We start from the raw sequence: 19013 nt of genomic DNA, 5'->3' as shown, positions 1-19013 counted from the left end.
TGGGCGCGGGACCTGACACGGCACCCACAGGACGCTGACATCTCAAAAACAGGGCCGGGCGCAGCGGTGAGCGGCAACCGCTGCTGGGCAGGACGACGGCCCACGCATCCGCCGCGGGCCCCTCCGTTGTCGGTTCGGACCGGGCCGGTGCCGCTGCGCGCCGAGCGGGGCACGCGTTCCGACGGAGGCGGGGACGCCGACCGACTCCCACGGCCGAGGCTAAAAAGATCCCTGCTCCCCGAGAAGGAGAGCAGGGATCTCAACTGGACGAGCAGTGGGGCGCCCCACGGCGTGCGCCTGGGAGCTCACCCCGGCCGGGGCGGCGTCCGCCGGCTACTCCCGGACACCGACCGCGTCCACCGGCCTGCTGCGCAGCGCCAGGCGCACGGGGACCAGCACCGACACCAGCCCCAACAGGGCGGTCACGGCCAGCACCCCGAAGTAGGCGAGTGGTGACCCTGCCGGAAGCAGAGTGCCCAGGAAGGCCAGGCTCAGCACCCCCAACGGCACGGCCGCGACGGCCGTGCCCAGCAGGGCGGCCAGGGTCACGAGCAGCAGTGCCTCCAACCGCATGGTGCGCACCACCTGGGCACGCGACATCCCGATCAGGCGCAGGAGGGCGAACTCCCGTGCGCGCCCCGCAGTGGCCATCACCAACGTGTTGACGACCGCGATGGCGATGTAGGCCAGGATCATCGCGAGTCCCACGAGATTCACCCAGGCCACCAACGCGGCCTCCGCGCCGGCGGCCGCGGTGAACGCGCCCCGGTCGGTGACGGTCAGACCGGGATAGCGCTGCACCAGTTCGGCGAGCCGCGCCTCGACGGCCGATGCCTCGCCGTCCTGGGCGCGGACCAGCAGATGACTGGGGGCGGCCCCGAGGTGTCCCTCCACCACCTCCATCGGCAGGGTCATCTCGGCGAACCCCATACCGTGCTCGTAGGTGGCCACCAGGCGCAGTGTCTCGGTCGCGCCGTCGCCCAAGCGCACCTCGACGTCGTCGCCCACCGAGGCGCCCAGCAGGCCGGCGCCGGAGTCCTCCAGCGCGACCGCGCGACCGGACAGGTCGGCGAGGTCGCCGTCGACGACGCCGAGATCGACGGTCTGGGCCAGGCCCTGGGAGGTGACCCCCCGCGCGGAGTAGACCGCGAGGTCGGGGTCGCCGAACACGCTGTAGGGGACGAAGACCGTGGTCGTGGCCACCGCGGTCGCCCGTGCCACACCGGGCACGGCGCGTACCGCGTCCGCGGCCTCCTCACCGACCCCGCCGGAACCGGTGTCGGCGACCACGAAGTCCGCCGTGATCGCGCGCTGCGACTGGGCCTGGACGGCCGCGGCCACCACATTCTGGGAGTAGACCATGGTCACGGTGAATCCGATCGCCAGGACCAACGGGGTCACCGCCGCGCTCATGCGCCGCGCACCGGACTCGCTGTTGGCCGCGGCCAGGAAACCGCTCACCCGCGACCATCGCAGCGGTACCGCGCACACCGAGACGGCACCGCGCAGCACGACCGGCCCCAGCAGCGCCACCGCGACCACGAGGAGCAGCGCGGCGCTCCCGGTGCCCGCAGCGCCGATCGCGCCCTGGACCGACAGCGGGGTCAGCGCGGCGGTACCCCCCAGGACCAGGCAGATGAGACCGGCCGTCCTGCGCCACCGGGGAAGGTCGGCCGGAGGGACGGCGGATTCGCGCAGTGCCTCGACGGGGTTGATCCGGGCAGGCCGGACCGCGGCGACCAGGCCGCCCGCCACCGCGGTCACGACGATCAGCAGTACGGCCGCCAGGGGTGGCAGCGGGCCCATCGACATCGGCAGGTCGGGGGGCACCACTCCCAAGCCGGCGAACAAGCCGCGCAGGAGTTCGGCGAGCAGGAAGCCGGGCACGACACCCGCGATTCCGCCGAGCAGGGAGAGGAGCAGGGCTTCGGCCGCGACCAGTCGGACGATCTGCCAGGGGGTCGAACCGATCGCGCGCAAAACGGCGAACTCCCGGCGCCGCTGGTCGATGGACAGCGCCAGGGTCGTGGCCACGACGAACATCGCGATCAGCATGGCCATCCCACCGAAGGAACCCGCCACCAGCAGCAGCACCCCACGAGAAGCGCCCACGTCGGCGAACTCGACCTGACTGGCGGCGGAACCCTCGTGGACGACGACCGGTTCGGCCACCTCTTCGGCAATGGAGCCGGCGAGGGCGTCGATGTCGCTTCCGGGGGCGGCGAGCACTCCGACGGCGTCGAAACGGCCCGCGTGCCCCGAGAGCCGTCCGGCCTCCTGTTCGGTGAAGAACACCGCCCCGGTACGTCGGAAGGTCTCCCCCGACTCCGGGACCGCGGTCCCGCTGACCCTGTACGGGGCAGCCGCGGACCGGACGACGAGGTCGACGCTGTCCCCGACGCCGACCCCCGCGTTCCGGGCGACGGCCGCGTCCAGGACGACATCGCCGTCGGACTCGGGGGCTCGGCCGTCGGTCAGGGCGTAGGGTGCCAGTCCGGCGGAGTCCCAGCCGTGCCCGGACGCGGGTGCCGGGGCATCGGTGCTGCCGGTGGAGCGCACCGCCACCGCCACCCGGTAGTCGCCGATGGCACGGTCCACCCCCGCCAGTGCGTCGATCGTGGCGGCGGTGCCCGCGTCCAGGGTGACCGGCTCGGGCAGCCGCTCACGAACCGTGAAGTCGGCCCCGGGCAACCGCAACGTCTGGTCGGCGGCCACCACCAGGGACGCCCCGGCATAGCGCTCGGGAGCGACCGAGGAGCGCAGCCCGGACTCCAGCAGCACCCCGGAGGCGGTCAGCACCGCCGAACCGCCCAGCAGTGCGACGAACGCACCGACGAATGCGGCCTTGCGCGCGCGCAGCGTCTTCCACGCGATCGACAGCACGGTGCTCACCGGTCCCCGAGGTGGGTCATGCGCTCGGCGACGGCATCGGGGGTGGGCGATTCCAGGCGTTCCACCAACCGCCCGTCGGCAAGGAACAGCACGCTCTGGGCGAAGGAGGCCGCCACCGGATCATGCGTGACCATGAGCACGGTCTGCCCCATGTCGGTGACGATGTCGCGTAGCAGCGCCAGGACCTGGCCACCGGTCCGGGAGTCGAGGGCCCCGGTGGGTTCGTCGGCCAGGACCAGGTCGGGGCGGGCGATCAGTGCGCGTGCGATGGCCACACGCTGCTGCTGACCGCCGGAGAGCTCGGCGGGACGGTGCCGCAGCCGGTCGGCGATACCGACCTGGGCGATGACGCGGTCGCACCAGGCACGGTCCAGGGGGCGACCGCTGAGCCGCAGCGGCATCGTGATGTTGTCCTGCACGGTCAGCGCCTGGAGCAGGTTGTATGCCTGGAAGACGAAGCCGATCCGGTCGCGGCGCAGCCGGGTCAATTTGGTCTCGCGCATGGTCGAGAGCGGCGTGTCGCCGAGCCAGACCTCTCCCCGGGTGGGCCGGTCGAGCCCCGCCGCGCAGTGCAGGAAGGTGCTCTTCCCCGAGCCCGAGGGGCCCATTACCGCCGTGAACGTGCCCGCGGCAAGCCCTACGGAAATATCCCGAAGAGCATCGACCTGATTCTCACCAGACCCGTACGTCTTGTATAGTCCGTCCATTCTCAGCGCGTTTATCGGGCCGGATTCTCCTCCCGCCCCCCTGCCGGTGGTGCGCACCGCACGACCGTAATCCCCCACCCCACTTGCCACGAGGCTCCCCCCTCTGAATAATCGTCGCGACGGTACCATACATCAGTTTCGTGAAATTCCCGCGACGAAGGATTATCTGCCGTTTACCGGCGACAGCCCGAAAAAGACGGAACCGACGCCGCCGGGAACGGTAGAACAGGCGGCCGCGGTGCCGGCACATCGAAATACTGCGGCTGCGCGGGCGAACCGGAAGGGGGTTGGGACGATCACCGATTCCATGGAATTGAATTCGCACTCGCGGTTCCCCGCGGGAGACGAACAGCCTCAAATCCGCCTCGACGACTCACGGAAACCCTCTCCCAACAGGGGTTTTGTGGCGCAACGATTGATCCGCGACACCAGATCGGGCCTGCCCTACCTCTTGGACGCGGGCGGCAATTCCCTCGTCTACTGGTTCCTGCTGTGCGGCCTGCTGGGGGCGCAGGGACTGTCGGCGGTGGGAATCGGGATTCCCCTCCGCACCCTTCTCATGGGAGCCGTCGAAAGAGCAGCCGACCGCGATCTTCGTTCCAGCACACGACTCCTCGGCCGCACTGGCCCCCACCGAGACAAATTACGGGCATCCGCAATAATCGGTTTCTGGCTCCAGCTCCGCTGGATTTTCACGAATGCGGTCGTCGGCCTGCTTTTCGGGGTAACCGTACTCATCCTCACCGTCGGCACCACGATTTCTCTGACCATTCCGCTGTGGTGGTGGATACTCCCCGAAGGCTTTGCGGTCAATCCAGCTGGCTACCCTGTTGATTCCTGGCCGGCGGCAATTCTCACTCCGGTCGCCGGCCTCGTCTACATCGCGGCGCTCATGGTGGCGGTGCCGGCGATGGCCACCGGGCACGCCCGAATCGCCTACGCCCTGCTGACCTCCGTCGGCCGTGCGGGGATCAGTGTCCGGCTCGCCGAAGTGACCGCCTCCCGGTTCGAAGCTCTGGAGGCACACGGCGCGGAACTGCGCAGAATCGAGCGCGACCTCCACGACGGCACACAGAACCGGCTGGTCGCGGTACGCATGCACCTCGGCTTGGTGGAGCGGATGCTGCGCACCGACCCGGCCAAGGCCCTGGAACTGATCACGACCGCACAGACCGCGGCCGACGACGCGCTCGCCGAACTCCGCGGCGTCGTCCGCAGCATCTATCCGCCGATACTGGCCGACCGCGGGCTGGCCAGCGCCGTGTCGGCGCTGGCCGCACGCTGCCCGGTCCCCTGCTCCACCCGACTGACGGAGCTCGAACGCGCACCGGCCGCGTTGGAGGTCGCCGCCTACTTCGTGGTCGCGGAATCGTTGACCAACGCGATCAAACACGCCGGCGCCACCGCCATCCAGGTGGAACTGCGCATCGACGACACCGCGATGTGCGTCGAGGTCGTCGACGACGGTCACGGCGGCGCCGACGAGGCGTCGGGAACCGGCCTGGCCGGGATTCGGCGCCGGGCAGCCGCGTTCGACGGAACGACCGAGGTCGCCAGTCCGCCGGGCGGGCCGACCACGATCCGGGTGGTGCTGCCATGCGGGTCGTGATAGCCGAGGACGACGCCCTGCTGCGCCAGGGACTCGCGCTCCTCCTTGAGACCGAAGGGGTCGAGGTCGTGGGGGCCGCCGCGGACATCGAGGAGTTCATGGTCCTCGTCAACCGGCACACCCCCGATGCGGTGGTGGTCGATGTCCGCCTTCCTCCGACCTTCCGCGACGAAGGGCTGCGTGCCGCCGCCCAACTGCGACGGGCCACCCCCGGTTTCCCGGTGCTGGTCCTCTCCGCCTACGTCGAGGACGGGTACGCCACAGAACTTCTGGGCGACGGTGCCAGCGGCATCGGTTACCTGCTCAAGGACCGGGTGGGCGAGGTCGGCGACTTCGTCGACGCCCTGCGCCGGGTCGCCTCCGGTGGCATCGCACTGGACCCCGAGGTGATCTCCCAGTTGTTCAGCCGACACACCGCCGGCGACCCCCTCGGCTCGCTCACCGCGCGTGAACGCGAGGTCCTGGCGCTGATGGCCGAGGGACACGACAACGCGAGGATCTGTCACCTGCTGGAGCTGTCCTCGGCAGCGGTCAGCAAGCACATCGGCAACATCTTCGGCAAGCTCGGGTTGGCCGCGTCGGGAACCGGAAGCGGGCACCGCCGGGTCCTGGCGGTACTGGCCTTCCTCAACAGCTGAGCGGGGCCGTTCCTGCCCCGGCCGCGTAGGCGCGCCGGTAGCCCTCGTCCCCCAGGGCTGCCGTAAGCCGCGCCACCAGTCCCCTGACCTGTGGGCTTCCGTCGTCGCGCACCCCTCTCAGCCGGGTCGCCTCACCCAAGGTCCGGGCCGCGGCCTGCGGATCGCCCTCGGCCAACAGGACTTGCGCCCCGACCTCGGCGGCCTTGGCCTGAACCGCCTTGTCGCCGAACTCCCGGGCGAGCCGAACCGCCGACTCGAACGCCGCACGGGCCGCCGGAACCGTCGCGTCCATTTCCAGTTTCAGGGCCGCCACCTGGAGCAGTACCTCCACCCGCAACGCAAGGACCCCGAACGACGCGTCACCCAGCAGCGCCGAGGCGTCTGCCAGCAACACGCGAGCGGTTTCGGGGCGCCCGCGCGCCAGCGCCAACCGGGCGAGACCTACCGACACCAGGATCCGGTGCTCGGTGGCCGGCGAGCGGGTGCTGCCCAGGGCCTGGTGGAAACTGGCCTCGGCCTCGGCGAGCATCCCCGAACGCAACTGTTCGGTCCCCCGCCGGATCAGGATGGGGGTGAGGTCGTCAGGTGAGCCGACCATACGGACCGCCTCCAGTGCCTCCCCCAGGCTGTGCACGGCCTCCAGGGTGTCCCCCCGCAGCGACTGGAAGTCCGACAGCTCGCTGATGAGCTGTCCGGCCATCCATAGGTCACCGAGTTCGCGAAACGCCATCAGGGCCGAAACGACGTGCCGCTCGGCGGCTGCCACGTCCCCTGCTGCCTGGGCGGCCAGGCCCAACGACGCGATCCCCGCCGCCCTGGCCCAGGGGTCGGGATGCGCACGGGCACGCTCGGCGCTGGCGGCCAGGCGCTCGTAGTCGCCCACCAGCAGCCAGCACTTGGGCTCCACCATGGCCAGCAGCCGGTGGTCGGCCATGGCGCCGACGCGGTCCGCGAGGTCGGCGGCCTCGGCGGTGACCCGGGCACGGTCCGCTTCCAAGGACACCGGGATGACCACGCGTGTCGCCGCGAACACCGCGCGGGCCCGCACCGGGATACCGTCACCGAACCGCAGCAGCGCACCGAACCAGCGGTCCGCCTCGGCGTAACGCCCGCGCATCACCCAGTACCAGCTCAGCGCGAGGCACAACCGCACCGCGACGTCCAGGTCGGCGTCGACGACCGCGCGCTGCACGGCCTGGACGAGGTTGTCGTGCTCGGCGTCCAACAGGGCCAGGAGTCGGGGCTGGTCGCGGCCGTGCAGCCCGGTTCCGGCACGCTCGGCCAGTTCCAGGAGATACGCGGTGCACGCGACCTCGGTACGGACCAGTTCCTCTGCCTCGACCAGCCGCTCCCGGCAGTAGGCCCGGGTGGTCTCGGGCATTCGGTAGCGGACCTCGCCGGGCTCCGGCTCCAGCACCTGGACCAGTGACTTCTCCGCCAGGGAGGAGAGCACGTACAGCACGTCGTCACCGATCAGGCCGGCCCCGGCGCACACAACCGCCGCCGCGTCGGCGGTGGTCCCCCCGGCCATGACCGACAGGCGCCGGGCCAGGACGCGTTCGGGCTCCTCCAGGAGGTCCCAACTCCAGTCCAGTACCGCGCGAAGCGTACGGTGGCGCACCCCTGAGGTGCGATTGCCACCGGTGAGCAGCCGGAAGCGGTCGTCCAGGCGGTCGGCCACCTGCCGCACGGTCATGGTGCGCAACCGGGCTGCGGCCAGTTCGACGGCCAACGGAAGACCGTCGAGTCTGCGGCAGATCTCCACAACGGCCCCGACAGTCTCGGGGGTGAGGGCGAAACCGGGCCTGACCAGGGCCGCGCGGTCACAGAAGAGCTGGATGGCCGCGGCCCCTTCCGCATCCTCGACGTTTTCCGGGACGCCCAGCGGGCCGATGTGGCACAGCGCCTCGCCGGTGATCGCCAGCGGCTCGCGGCTGGTGGCCAGGATCCGTAGCTGGGGGCAGTCGGTGAGGATTCGTCCGACGAACAGGACGACGTCGTCGAGCATGTGCTCGCAGTTGTCCAGGATGAGAAGGGTGGGATCGCCCGACAGCACGGACACGAGCTGGTCGAAGCGGTTGCGGTCGGGAAAGGGCCGGTCGAGCAGCAGGGTCTGGCCCGAGCCGAGCGCGGCGGCGACCGTCTCGGCCAGGTCGGTCCCCGCCCGGAGCGGGGCGAGCTCCACGAACCGGATGCGTTCGGCCGTGCGGTCGCGCAACCGGGTCGCGTACTCGATGGCCAGGCGGGTCTTGCCCACCCCACCGGAACCGAACAGGGTGGTCAGGCGCGAACGTTCCAGCGCCGTCTCCAACTGCGCGAGTTCGTTCCGGCGGCCGACGAACCGGGCGAGTCGCGCGGGCAGCCTGGCCGCCTCCGATCGCGGCTGCTCCTTGCCGTCCCCCTGCCGCGCGGCACTGTTTCCGCGGAGCAGGCCCACGTGCAGTTCGCCTAGCCAGGGGGAGGGGTCGGCGCCCAGTTCCTCGGCCAGCGCGGATCGGATGCGTTCGTAGGCGCCCAGGGCGTCGGTCTGGCGACCGCTCGCGTTCAGCGCCATCATCAGCAGGCCCGCGGCACGTTCCCGGAGAGGGTGCTCCGCGCACAACCGTGCGAGCTCGACCGCGGCTTCCGCGGAGCGGCCCAGCCGGAGTTCGGCCTCGAACAGGTCCTCTGTGGCCGACAGCCGCAGCTCCCCCAGTCGCTGGGCTGCCGCATGGGCGAAGCCGACATCGAACTCGGCGAGCGGGACGCCGCGCCACAGCTCCAGGGCGCCGCGCAGTGGCTCGACGGCCCGCGCGGGGTCGGACTCGCGCAGCAGCCGACGCCCCTCTGCGGCCAGCCCCTCGAATACGGTGGCGTCCACCTCGTCGGGGGCGACGGTGAGCAGGTAGCCGCCTGGCCCCGACTGGACCGTCACGTCGCCGGCGCCGTGCTCCTGGATCGCGCGTCGAGCCCGCGAGACCAGTCGCTGGAGTGCGTTGGCTCCGCCTCCGGAGGGGGCGTCGCCCCACAGATCGTCGATCAGCAAGCCGGCCGGGACCAGTTCGCCGGGCGACAGTGCGAGGCGGGCGAGCAGGGTCTCGACCCGACGTCCGCCGAGTGCGACGGTACGGCTCTGCCCGTCCAGGAGCTCGAAGGGGCCCAGCAACGCTACTCGCACATCCGCCATTTTCTCAGATCCCGCGGGTCGGGTGCCCCGATTCGGGCGACCGGAGCCGGTCAGCGCACGGTCGCCGGAGCAGACGAACGCTCCGGTCCGCCGATCGGCGCCGGGTCGGGGACCGGTCGATCCCGACGTGGGCGATCTGGTCGGTGGGGCTCCCGTGGTGGATGGCGAGGACGACGCCGGCGAGTCCCCGGCCCGAGCGGACCGGGTCCACCGCACCGCGGGCGCCGAAGCGCAGGCGGGGTGCACGGGAGCGCACGCGACACCGGTCGTGCCTCACCGATAGGGGCGAGGAAGGACCTCGCCCCTAGGACCTACTGAGCGAAAAGCAGTGGATCAGTGGGCGGCTTCGTACTCGTCCATGATCGACTGCGGGATCCGGCCTCGCTCGCTGACCTCTTTCCCCTGGGCCTTGGCCCAGGCGCGAACCTCCGAGCTGCGCTCCCGACCGGGTGCGGTGCGTTGCTTGGCCCCGCGCACCGTGCGCCCCTTGGCCGGAGCCTTGCGAGCGGCATCGACGAACGGCGCGAGCGACTCACGCAACGCAGCGGCATTGTCCCCACTGAGGTCGATCTCGTAGGTGGCACCATCCACAGCGAAAGAGACGGTCTCCTCGGCCTCTCCCCCGTTAAGGTCATCAATGAGCATTACCTGGACTTTTTGCGCCACGAAGTTATTCCTTAAACAAATCTACTATTCCCTACAAGATCAATATAGCCTACACGCACGCCCCGAGAAAGCTATTTCTACATGATCCAAGGAAATATTGAAAGGTTATATTTTAAGCTCCAAGGAGATACAGGACTCCCCCATTGGCCAACTGCCCATCACACGCCGAACCCCCCATTGGACCGCCCCTGCCACAGGGAAGCCGAGAAGGACGGCGGCCTCAGTCGACGCGTCTCCCTCGGACCACCTTTCCAATCGACCGCGCGTTAATCATTTTTCCCACCGCTCCCCATAGTGGCACCGTCGACCCGAGCTTCCCTCTCCACCGGAAGAGCAACTTTGGGACCGTAGCGAAAACGACGGTTCCGCGTGACTTCCAGACACCTCGGGCAAACGCGGAGAGCCCGACGGCATCGGAGGGGAGAGGCCCCGACGCCCGGCGAAGAAATGGGCAGCAGCAGCCGCAAAAGAAACGGCTGAATGCCCTGGAAACCAGGATTTCCGCAACGCCCGGCCGGCAAACCCCGCAAGCCGAGACGGGGTCACAGCTCCGTTCCATACCGGTCCCTCAATGGGGCCGCGCCGACTCGGCCCGACCACCTACCGCCGTTGACGACGCGGTCTTCGGCAGCTTCGATCCGTATTCACACCGAGAGCCCGAGAGGCCGGAGAAAGCCCGGTTCGTCGACGTCGACCTCGCTCAGGCAATCGTTCTTCGGAGAAATCCCCTCTCCGATCACGTCGGGTCAAGGCGTCTTGTGGACGACCATGATCGGGCACGGCGCGTGGTGCAGCAATCCGTGCGCGGTTCCCCCCAGGGCCAACCGGCTGAACCCGCGCCTGCCCCTCGCCCCCACGACGAGCAGGCGGGCGTGCTCGGCAGCATCGACCAAGGCGTGGACCGGTTGCTGCTCCATTACCTGGGCAACAACCTCCACCTGCGGATACTTGGACTTCCACGGCGACAGCGCGTGGTGGAGTGCGGCGGCCTCCGCCTCCCGGACCCGATCGGTGTCGTAGAGCATCGGTCGCATGGCCGGCGCCGGAAGCATCGGATCGGTCCAGGCTCGGATCGCACGTAGCCGCGTGCCCGTCAGGGCAGCCCACTCGAACGCCTCCGCCAGGACGTCCTCGGAGGACTCGGAGCCGTCCAGTCCGACGACGACCTCGGCCTCGGAGTCGACGACAGGCTCCGGACCGACCACCACGACCGGCACCGAACAGTGAGCGGCGACCTGATAGGCGACGGAACCGATCCTCAAGCCGGGAAACCCTCCTCTCCCTCGTAGCCCCACGACCACCATCAGCGCCGTCTCTGCCAGCTCCACCAACGTGGCGGCCGGCGCACTGATCACAGTGGTCGAGGCGACCTCCGTGCCAGGGGCGATTTCGTGGACGTGCTCCTCCGCCTCCCTCAGGACCGCTGTCGAGTTCTTCCGGATCTCGTCCTCCGGCCACACGAACGCGGCCTCGCCCGAGGGAAGGGCGAACGCGGTCAGCAACCGCAGAGCACATCCACGGCGTGCCGCCTCACCGGCAGCCCAGTCGACCGCCCTCAGTCCGGTCCCCGATCCGTCCACCCCGACCAGAATCTCCCTCTTCATCACAACCCCCTCGCACTCGATGCTCCTGGGACAAGCCTCAACCTTTGCGGCCCTCACCACCAACGGTCCGAGGTCCTCTCCCGGTACTTCGAAAGTCACCGGTCGTCTCCGCGTGCCACACGCACCCACCGGACGCGAAGGGCCGACAGGTCCCGCACAGCGGCGTGGAGGGCCGGCTTCCCCGCTCACGGACGGTCGCCGGGACCGGCCGCCCCATGTCCCGCAGGACGACTCCCCGACACCAGAAGCACCGAAAGTTCAACGAAAGGGACTTTGCGCCGCGGTGGCCGTAGTGCCGGACACCCGGACACCCGGACACCCGGACACCCGGACACCCGGACACCGACGAGAGTGACCTTCGGCCCTGGCCGGGCAGACGAACGGACCATGCCGCCCCGGGCGTCACGGGGGTGGACTGGGAGGGCAGGAGAGGACACCGACCAACGACGGAGGAGACCATGGACACGCTCGCACGTCGCGAAGGACACCAATTCATGCCCGATCTCACCGAACTGCTCGAATCCCCGCTCCTACCGTTCCGGCACCTGTCGGACATCAGCGTCGAAGACGTCGTGCGCGACGGGCACTACGTCATCCGGGCCGAACTTCCCGGCATCGATCCGGACAAGGACGTCGCTGTGACGGTATCGCCCGGACGGCTGACCATCGAAGCCGAACGGCGGGAGGAGCACCGGGAAGGCCGCCGTTCGGAATTTCGCTACGGCTCGTTCACCCGCACCGTCGCGCTCCCGAAGAACTGCGACGAGAACGACGTGACCGCGACGTATGAGAAAGGGATTCTCGAAGTCAGCCTCGGCCTCGCCCAACAGGGAACGGAAAGCCGCCGAGTCCCCATCAGCTCCACCGAGTAGACGCGGACACCGCGCGGGGGTGTTCGTGCAGGTCCCTCGCGCGACGGCGCTTCGAGGCAGAGGACAACACATGCAGCCAAACGTTGCCGGGGCTCGCTACGCGGACATCCGGGAAACCCATGCGGGCGTGGTCGTCCTCATCGGGGAAAAGGCCTACAAGCTGAAAAAACCGAAGGACTTCGGGTTCCTGGACTACAGTACGCGCGAGCTGCGGTTGGCCGCCTGCCTGCGCGAGGTCGAACTGAACAGCCGTCTCGCCCCTGACGTGTACGAGGGCGTGCTCGATGTCGTCGACTCCACCGGACGACCGTTCGATCACCTGATCGCGATGCGACGGATGCCGGAGTCGCGCCGACTGTCCACCCTGGTGCACGGCGATCGCGATCTCGGCGGCGAACTACGCGCCGTCGCCCGCCTCCTGGCCGCGTTCCACAGCCGCGCGCCGAGCGGCCCGGAGGTCCGTGAGCAAGGGTCGACCGACGCGCTTCGGGGCAGATGGGCCGCCAGTCTCCACCAGATCCGCCCTTTTCGTGGCGAGGTACTGGGCGGGGAGACCGAGGAGATCGAACGGCTGGCCCTACGGTTCGTCGACGGTCGGCAGGCCCTGTTCACCGCCCGTGTCGACGCAGGGCGCGTCATCGACGGACACGGCGACCTGCTCGCCGATGACATCTTCTGCCTCGACGACGGCCCGCGCATCCTGGACTGCCTGGAGTTCGACGACCGGCTGCGCTGGGTCGACGCGCTGGACGACGCGGCTTTCCTGGCGATGGACCTGGAACGGCTCGGCGCCGCCGGGGCAGCCGAGGTGTTCCTTCGCCTCTACGCCGAGTTCACCGGCGACCCCGCACCCGCGTCGCTCCACCACCACTACGTGGCCTACCGGGCGCTCGTGCGCGCCAAGGTCGCCTGTCTGCGCCACACCCAGGGCGACGGCTCGGCAGGGCCGCAGGCACGGCTGCTCGAACACATCGCCCTCGGACACCTGCGCGACGGAGCGGTACGGCTGGTCGTCGTCGGCGGTACGCCCGCAACGGGCAAGACAACGGTCGCCGGTGGACTGGCCGACCTGCTCGGGGCGGTACTCATCAGCAGTGACCGGGTCCGGAAGGAACAGTGCGGGATTTCTCCCCTTGCCTCCTCCGCCGCCGCCTTCGGGGAGGGTCCCTACGATGCGGAGACGAGCAGGCGGGTCTACACCGAAATACTCGAACGCGCGGGGCTGCTCCTGGCCAACGGAGAATCGGTCGTGCTCGACGCCTGCTGGGCCGATGCCTCGTGGCGGCAGGCCGCAGCGATGACCGCCGAGGACAACGCCGCCGACTTCACGCAGTTCCGCTGCACAGCGCCCGCCGCGACCGTGGCCCGGCGTCTGGCCGAACGTCCCAGGGACGGTTGCCTCTCCGACGCCGACGCCGCGATCGAGCGAGCCGTGTCATCGACCTTCGCACCATGGCCCGACGCGACGTGCGTGGACACCTCACACAGTGTGCGGGCCGCGCTGGAGGAGATGCTGGCAGTGGCCAGGCCCAGTCCGCCGGTGGCCCAGTGGCTCCCCAGCCGCCCCCTGTTGACCGCCGACTGACCGGCCCTGCGGGGGGCCGAAACGTCGACGGGACCTCTGTCCCCGTCATGGCAACCGTCAGGCCCTGGCCGAGCTGCCGGCCATCGGATGGAGTGAGGACAGGAAGGCTCGGCGGCCGACCATCCGCTCCTGCGGCGGCGGCTCCGACAAGGACGTTGGCGGCACACACGAGAGGTTCACCCGATGAACGAGACATCCGCGGCAGAAGCGATCGTCGTCGGCTACGACGGTTCGAGGCCAGCGACCGTGGCTTTGGACTGGGCTGCCCGCGAAGCACGCCTGCGCGACTGCGAGCTGTGGATCGTGCGCGCGCTCGATGACGGCCGGCTCCCACGTGCCCAATACGCGGGAGCCGACGGGGACACCACCGCCCAACACGCGGTCGCCATCCACGAACTCCACCGTGCGGCCGAAGAGGCCAAGGGCAGCGGAACCCGTGTCCTCCAGGTCCTGGTCTACGACGCTCTCGCCGCCCGGGCCCTGAACAAGGCCGCCACCAGCGCGGCACTATTGGTACTGGGAGCGCCGGAGCACTCTTCCCCGACGTCCCCGGCCCTGGGCCCGACCACGTCGGCATGCGTCCGCACCGCTTCGTGCCCTGTCGTGGTTATCCCCTTGCCGATGCAGCAGGAGTCCGCGTCATCGCGACCGGGGCTCGTCGGAAACGCGGCCGAGAAGAGGTGAGTACGTTGAGGACGCACAGCACCCGCCTGACCGGAAGCGATCCCGTTCGGGCCGCACTGCGCGCCGCCGAACGGGCTCCGTCGGTCCACAACACGCGGCCATGGAGACTGGTCGACGACAGCGGCCGTATCTCCATCAGCACCGACACCGACCGGCAGCTGGGCACGGCCGACCCTGGGGCGAGGGAGCTGGTGATCAGCTGCGGCGCGGCGCTGTTCAACATCCGGACCGCGCTGCGCGCACACGGTGTCATTCCGCGGGTCGAGGTCTTCCCCGATCCGGACCGTCCCGGGCTCCTCGCGGACGTGATCACGACAGAGGAGGCGCAGGCGAGCGGACTCGACAACCTGCTGTTCGACTCCATCGAACAACGGCGGACCCATCGCGGGCCGTTCCTTTCCGACATCGGCAACGAACAACTTGCCCGGGTCCTGGTGGCGGCCGCTTCCGCCGAGGAAGCGACCCTGAGGCTGGTCACCGACGACTCGCTGGTCCACTCCCTCGCCGGCCTCGTGGCCGCTGCCGAACACATCCACCGGCGCGAGCGCGCGCACACCGACGAGCTGGCGCGCTGGGTCCACGCGCCCAAGAGCGGACGACCGGGCGGGATGCGGGCCGCGGACTTCCCGCCCGAACGGCGGGTCGCCGGCGCACTGTTCCCCGACCGGGACTACGGACACGGCCGGATCAGCGGAAGCCGAGAAGTCCACGGCGCCGTACGAGGCACGGTAGCGCTACTCACCACGGTCTCCGATACACGGGTGAGTCACCTGGCCGCCGGGCAGGCCCTGGAGCGTGTGCTGCTGACAGCGACAGCGGCGGGGGTCGCCTCGGCGTTTCACACCCAACCCCTGGAAGAGCCGCTGTTGCGCGCTTTCGTCACCGAACGCCTGTGCGGCGGCGCCCACCCGCAGATGCTCATGCGCCTGGGCCGGGCAGGGCCCTGCTTCGATGAGCGCGACGAGGCGATCGAGTCCATGTTGACCGGCTACTGACCGAGCGGTGACGGTGGCCGTGCTGCCCGGCCGAGGCAGACCGGCCCTGTTGAGCAGTGCCGCCGACCGTCGGCGGGGGTTCGATCCTGTGCTCGTTTTTAAGCGACCATCGACAATTCACCGCGCTGACCAGCCGATATTCCTCCGAGAGGAGCCTACAATCGGCCTCAGGGAACACCAACGGGTGATTACGACAACGCTTCGACTTCCTTGGGGACCGACCATGGCCAACAACGCTCCCGAACCAGAGCGGGCCGACCTTCTCCTCCCCCAGGGACAACCCGATGAGTTGCTCGTGGAAGTACAGGAACGCCTCGACAGGGTGATGTTGACGCGAGATCGGGTGCACGGCCTGCTCAACGCGGTGGTCACCATCGGCAGCGGCCTGGATCTGGAAACGATGTTGCGCCGGATCGTCGAAACGTCCATGGCGCTGGTCGACGCCCGCTACGGGGCGCTCGGAGTCATCGGCGGCGACGGCGAACTGGAGCGGTTCGTCCCTGTGGGTCTGGACCGGGAGCAGATCGCAGCCATCGAGCACTGGCCGCAGGGCCGGGGCGTGCTCGGCCTGTTGATCAAGTCCCCCCGCCCTCTTCGCCTGAAGAACCTGGCCGACCACCCCGCCTCCCGGGGATTCCCTCCCGGCCACCCGCCCATGCGCGGATTCCTCGGGGTGCCGATCCGCATCCGCGACGAGGTGTTCGGCAACCTGTACCTGACCGAGAAGGCCGACGGCGGACACTTCGACGAGGACGACGAGGCCGTCGTCACCGCACTGGCCACCGCCGCGGGCGTGGGGATCGCCAACGCGCGCCTGTACGGACAGACCCACCGCCGGGAACTGTGGCTGGACGCCTCCGACGAGATCACCACCCGGCTGCTGCGCGGCGCCGGGGCCGACGAAGTACTGCAACTCATCGCCCATCGCGCACGACGCATGGCCGACGCCGAACTGGTGGCAATCGCGACCCCCGACGACCACGACAAGCGGCTGACCGTGCGCACCGCCGACGGCCCCGGTTCCGCGGAGTGGCTCGGCCGGACCATGGACGTGGAAGGAACCTTGGTCGGGCAGGCGGTGCGCAACGGTGCACCCGTCTTCGCCGATTCCACCCAGCCGTGCGGTGAACCCGCGCTTCTCCTGCACGACCTGGGGACCGGGCCGGCCCTGGTGGTTCCGCTGGGTGGACGCGACGGCGTCATGGGCGTCCTGCTCCTGGCCAGGAACCGGGGCAGCGCCCCCTTCCCCGCCTCGACCGTGCACATGCTGCACTCCTTCGCCGACCACGCGACCGTGGCCCTGGAACTGGCCCGAACACGCAGCGACGCCGAGCGGCTGAGCATCCTGGAGGACCGGGACCGCATCGCCAAAGACCTGCACGACATCGTGATCCAGCGCCTGTTCGCCATCGCGATGTCGTTGATGGGCAGCGTCCGGCGCATCGACTCCCCCGACCCCGCCCACCGGGTCCGACAGGCCGTGGACGACCTGGACGACACCATCCGCCAGATCCGCTCGACGATCTTCGCCCTGCAAAACGTCGGCGGCGACCGCCCGTGGCTGCGCAACCAGATCCTGGAGGTGGTCAACGAGGCCACCGGTCCGCTGGGCTTCTCCGCCGACCTGCGCTTGGACGGCCCCATCGACAGCAGGGTCCCCGACCATGTCTCCGAGCATGTCCTGGCGGTCCTGCGCGAAGCGCTCTCCAATGTCGCCCGGCACGCCGGGGCCTCGCGAGTGGAGATCCGCGTCACGGTCGACGACGCGGTGAGCATCGAGGTGACCGACGACGGGATCGGCATCCCCGAGCAGGGGCGGCGCAGTGGTCTGCGCAACCTCGCCGACCGGGCGAGGGCCTTGGGCGGGGCGTTCGAGGCCGGCCCCGGGGTGAGGGGAGGGACACGGCTCCACTGGAGCGCGCCCCTCGACGAGGACTGCCTCACCTGAACCGACGGTCCGGGGCCCTGCTCCGTCGACACCACCTCGACAGAAATCGCGCAAGACGACAATCCGGGACGTTCGCCCTGGTTGGAACAGTGACGTTGCGGACATCAGCTGAGGAGGGGTGTCCGAGCACACGCGCTCCGAGGGGGAACGGTGAACGTGACGAATGATTCGAACAGATCGCGGGACGACCTCGGCAGAAGGGTGGCGCACCGTCGCATCGAACTGGGCCTGACCCGACCGCAGCTCGCCGAGCGTGCGGGCATGGCCCTCGGATACATCGACTACCTGGAACACAACCCCCCCAACCTGAGCAGGGCCGCACTCAACCGATTGGCCGACGCTCTGCACACCAGTCCGGACTCACTGCTGGGGGCGGGATTCGAGGAACCGGCGGGATCGGCAAGCACCCGGATCCCGGATCCCCGCCTGTGTTCCCTGGACTCGCAGGAGTGCATGGAGCTGATCGGAAAGGGCGGGGTGGGGCGCATCGCCTTCACCGTGGCCGGGGACACCGCGCCGACCGTACTTCCCGTCAACTTCCTCATAGCCGGCAACGGAGTCGTCTTCCGCACGGCCGCGCACGGAATGATCGCCGAGCACGCCATCGGCATCGACGTCTGCTTCGAGACGGACAGGCTCGACGGCGCCACGAGCGAGGGGTGGAGCGTGCTGATCACCGGCCGGGCGCGTGCCGTGCGCGACACCGCCGAACTGTCCGCGCTGCGGGCGACCGCGCCCGTCCGGCCCTGGGCCGCCGGAAAGCGGGACCTCTTGGTCATGATCGTTCCCACGAAGATCACCGGGCGCAGGGTCCTCGGAGGGCACCCATGACGGAGGGGCTCCCGAGGGCCGGGGACACGGTAGGCGTGCGGAAAGGACCAGACGGGTGCGGGCCTTCCGGTACGGCACAGCACCCCGAGGAGGCTTTCACGTGAAAGAGACCGGTGACGACGTGATCCGGGTGTTCCTGGTCGACGACCACGCCGTGGTGCGCCGCGGGGTGGCGGCCCTGCTGGAGGCCGAGGGCGACATCGTGATCGTGGGCGAGGCCGCCACCGCCGCCCAAGCACTCGCCAGGATCCCCGCGACCCGACCCGACGTGGCCGTCCTGGACGTGCGCCTGCCCGACGGCAGCGGCGTGGAGGTCTGCCGCGACGTCCGCTCCCAACTGCCCGGCCTGGCCTGCCTGATGCTCACCTCCTACTCCGACGACGACGCCCTCTACGAAGCCGTCATGGCCGGCGCCGCCGGATACGTCCTCAAGCAGATCCACGGCTCCGACCTCGTGGGCGCGGTGCGCACCGTCGCAGCCGGACAGTCCCTGCTGGACCCGCGCAGCACCGCCCGCATCATGGAGCGCATCCGCCAGGACGCCACCCGCGAGGACCCGCTGTCGGAGCTGACCGAGCGCGAACACCGGATCTTCACCCTCATCGGCGAGGGGCTGACCAACCGCCAGATCGGCGAACGGGTCTTCCTCGCGGAGAAGACGGTGAAGAACCACGTCTCCACCGTGCTGGCCAAACTCGACATGCAACGCCGCACCCAGGCCGCCGCACTGGCCGCACGACTCAAAGCCGAAAGCACCCGGCACGACCAGGAACGACCATCTGGAAGCGGGAGCACACCGCCCCCTTAGCGGGATCC

14 protein-coding genes are annotated in these 19013 nt (G+C 69.7%); 9 read left to right on the top strand and 5 right to left on the bottom strand.

Annotated features, from left to right (window positions below; genetic code table 11):
- Positions 1–333: 333 nt before the first annotated feature.
- Both QSJ59_RS19205 and QSJ59_RS19200 read right to left on the bottom strand, forming a co-directional pair.
- Positions 334–2892: an ABC transporter permease gene (locus tag QSJ59_RS19205; RefSeq protein ID WP_285761092.1), complete on the bottom strand. Its 2559-nt coding sequence runs from the start codon at positions 2890–2892 to the stop codon at positions 334–336.
- The gene (locus tag QSJ59_RS19200; protein WP_285761091.1) at positions 2889–3599 is read right to left on the bottom strand and encodes an ABC transporter ATP-binding protein; all 711 of its coding nucleotides are present in this window, start codon (positions 3597–3599) and stop codon (positions 2889–2891) included. The genes QSJ59_RS19205 and QSJ59_RS19200 overlap by 4 nt, the downstream gene beginning before the upstream one ends.
- 403 nt (positions 3600–4002) lie before the next feature.
- Between QSJ59_RS19200 and QSJ59_RS19195 the strand changes: the two genes are divergently transcribed.
- Both QSJ59_RS19195 and QSJ59_RS19190 read left to right on the top strand, forming a co-directional pair.
- Complete coding sequence (locus tag QSJ59_RS19195; protein WP_285761090.1) at positions 4003–5208, top strand: sensor histidine kinase; 1206 nt, start codon at positions 4003–4005, stop codon at positions 5206–5208.
- Positions 5196–5846, top strand: a complete 651-nt coding sequence (locus QSJ59_RS19190; protein ID WP_285761089.1) for a response regulator transcription factor — start codon at positions 5196–5198, stop codon at positions 5844–5846. The genes QSJ59_RS19195 and QSJ59_RS19190 overlap by 13 nt, the downstream gene beginning before the upstream one ends.
- Here the strand turns inward: QSJ59_RS19190 and QSJ59_RS19185 are convergent.
- The 3 genes from QSJ59_RS19185 to QSJ59_RS19175 all read right to left on the bottom strand — a co-directional run bounded on the left by QSJ59_RS19185 (position 5836) and on the right by QSJ59_RS19175 (position 11282).
- Positions 5836–9003, bottom strand: a complete 3168-nt coding sequence (locus QSJ59_RS19185; protein ID WP_285761088.1) for an ATP-binding protein — start codon at positions 9001–9003, stop codon at positions 5836–5838. The two genes, QSJ59_RS19190 and QSJ59_RS19185, sit on opposite strands and share 11 nt — an antisense overlap.
- Before the next feature lie 342 nt (positions 9004–9345).
- Positions 9346–9678 (bottom strand): histone-like nucleoid-structuring protein Lsr2, encoded by a 333-nt coding sequence (locus tag QSJ59_RS19180; protein ID WP_285761087.1) that lies wholly within the window; start codon positions 9676–9678, stop codon positions 9346–9348.
- Positions 9679–10424: 746 nt separating this feature from the next.
- On the bottom strand, positions 10425–11282 hold the full coding sequence (locus QSJ59_RS19175; RefSeq protein ID WP_285761086.1) for a universal stress protein: 858 nt from the start codon (positions 11280–11282) through the stop codon (positions 10425–10427).
- A gap of 494 nt (positions 11283–11776) precedes the next feature.
- Between QSJ59_RS19175 and QSJ59_RS19170 the strand changes: the two genes are divergently transcribed.
- The 7 genes from QSJ59_RS19170 (at position 11777) to QSJ59_RS19140 (ending at position 19005) form a co-directional block, all read left to right on the top strand.
- Entirely contained in the window at positions 11777–12154 is a 378-nt protein-coding gene (locus tag QSJ59_RS19170) for an Hsp20/alpha crystallin family protein (RefSeq protein WP_285761085.1), read from the top strand.
- A 70-nt stretch (positions 12155–12224) separates the two neighbouring features.
- On the top strand, positions 12225–13739 hold the full coding sequence (locus QSJ59_RS19165) for a bifunctional aminoglycoside phosphotransferase/ATP-binding protein (protein WP_285761084.1): 1515 nt from the start codon (positions 12225–12227) through the stop codon (positions 13737–13739).
- A gap of 183 nt (positions 13740–13922) precedes the next feature.
- Positions 13923–14423 carry a universal stress protein gene (locus tag QSJ59_RS19160; protein WP_285761083.1) on the top strand — a complete coding sequence of 167 codons (501 nt, stop codon included), beginning with the start codon at positions 13923–13925 and terminating at the stop codon, positions 14421–14423.
- Between the two features lie 5 nt (positions 14424–14428).
- Positions 14429–15418 (top strand): Acg family FMN-binding oxidoreductase, encoded by a 990-nt coding sequence (locus QSJ59_RS19155; protein WP_285761082.1) that lies wholly within the window; start codon positions 14429–14431, stop codon positions 15416–15418.
- Between the two features lie 223 nt (positions 15419–15641).
- Positions 15642–17366 carry a sensor histidine kinase gene (locus QSJ59_RS19150; RefSeq protein WP_285761081.1) on the top strand — a complete coding sequence of 575 codons (1725 nt, stop codon included), beginning with the start codon at positions 15642–15644 and terminating at the stop codon, positions 17364–17366.
- 156 nt (positions 17367–17522) lie between these two features.
- Complete coding sequence (locus tag QSJ59_RS19145; protein ID WP_285761080.1) at positions 17523–18197, top strand: helix-turn-helix domain-containing protein; 675 nt, start codon at positions 17523–17525, stop codon at positions 18195–18197.
- A gap of 100 nt (positions 18198–18297) precedes the next feature.
- Complete coding sequence (locus QSJ59_RS19140; protein WP_285761079.1) at positions 18298–19005, top strand: response regulator transcription factor; 708 nt, start codon at positions 18298–18300, stop codon at positions 19003–19005.
- Positions 19006–19013 lie beyond the last annotated feature (8 nt).

The sequence above is a fragment of the Nocardiopsis ansamitocini genome (assembly GCF_030268225.1).
GTDB classification, from domain to species: Bacteria; Actinomycetota; Actinomycetes; order Streptosporangiales; family Streptosporangiaceae; genus Nocardiopsis_D; species Nocardiopsis_D ansamitocini.
Note: the sequence above shows the minus strand (reverse complement) of the source record. Positions and strands in the feature narration are given on the sequence as shown.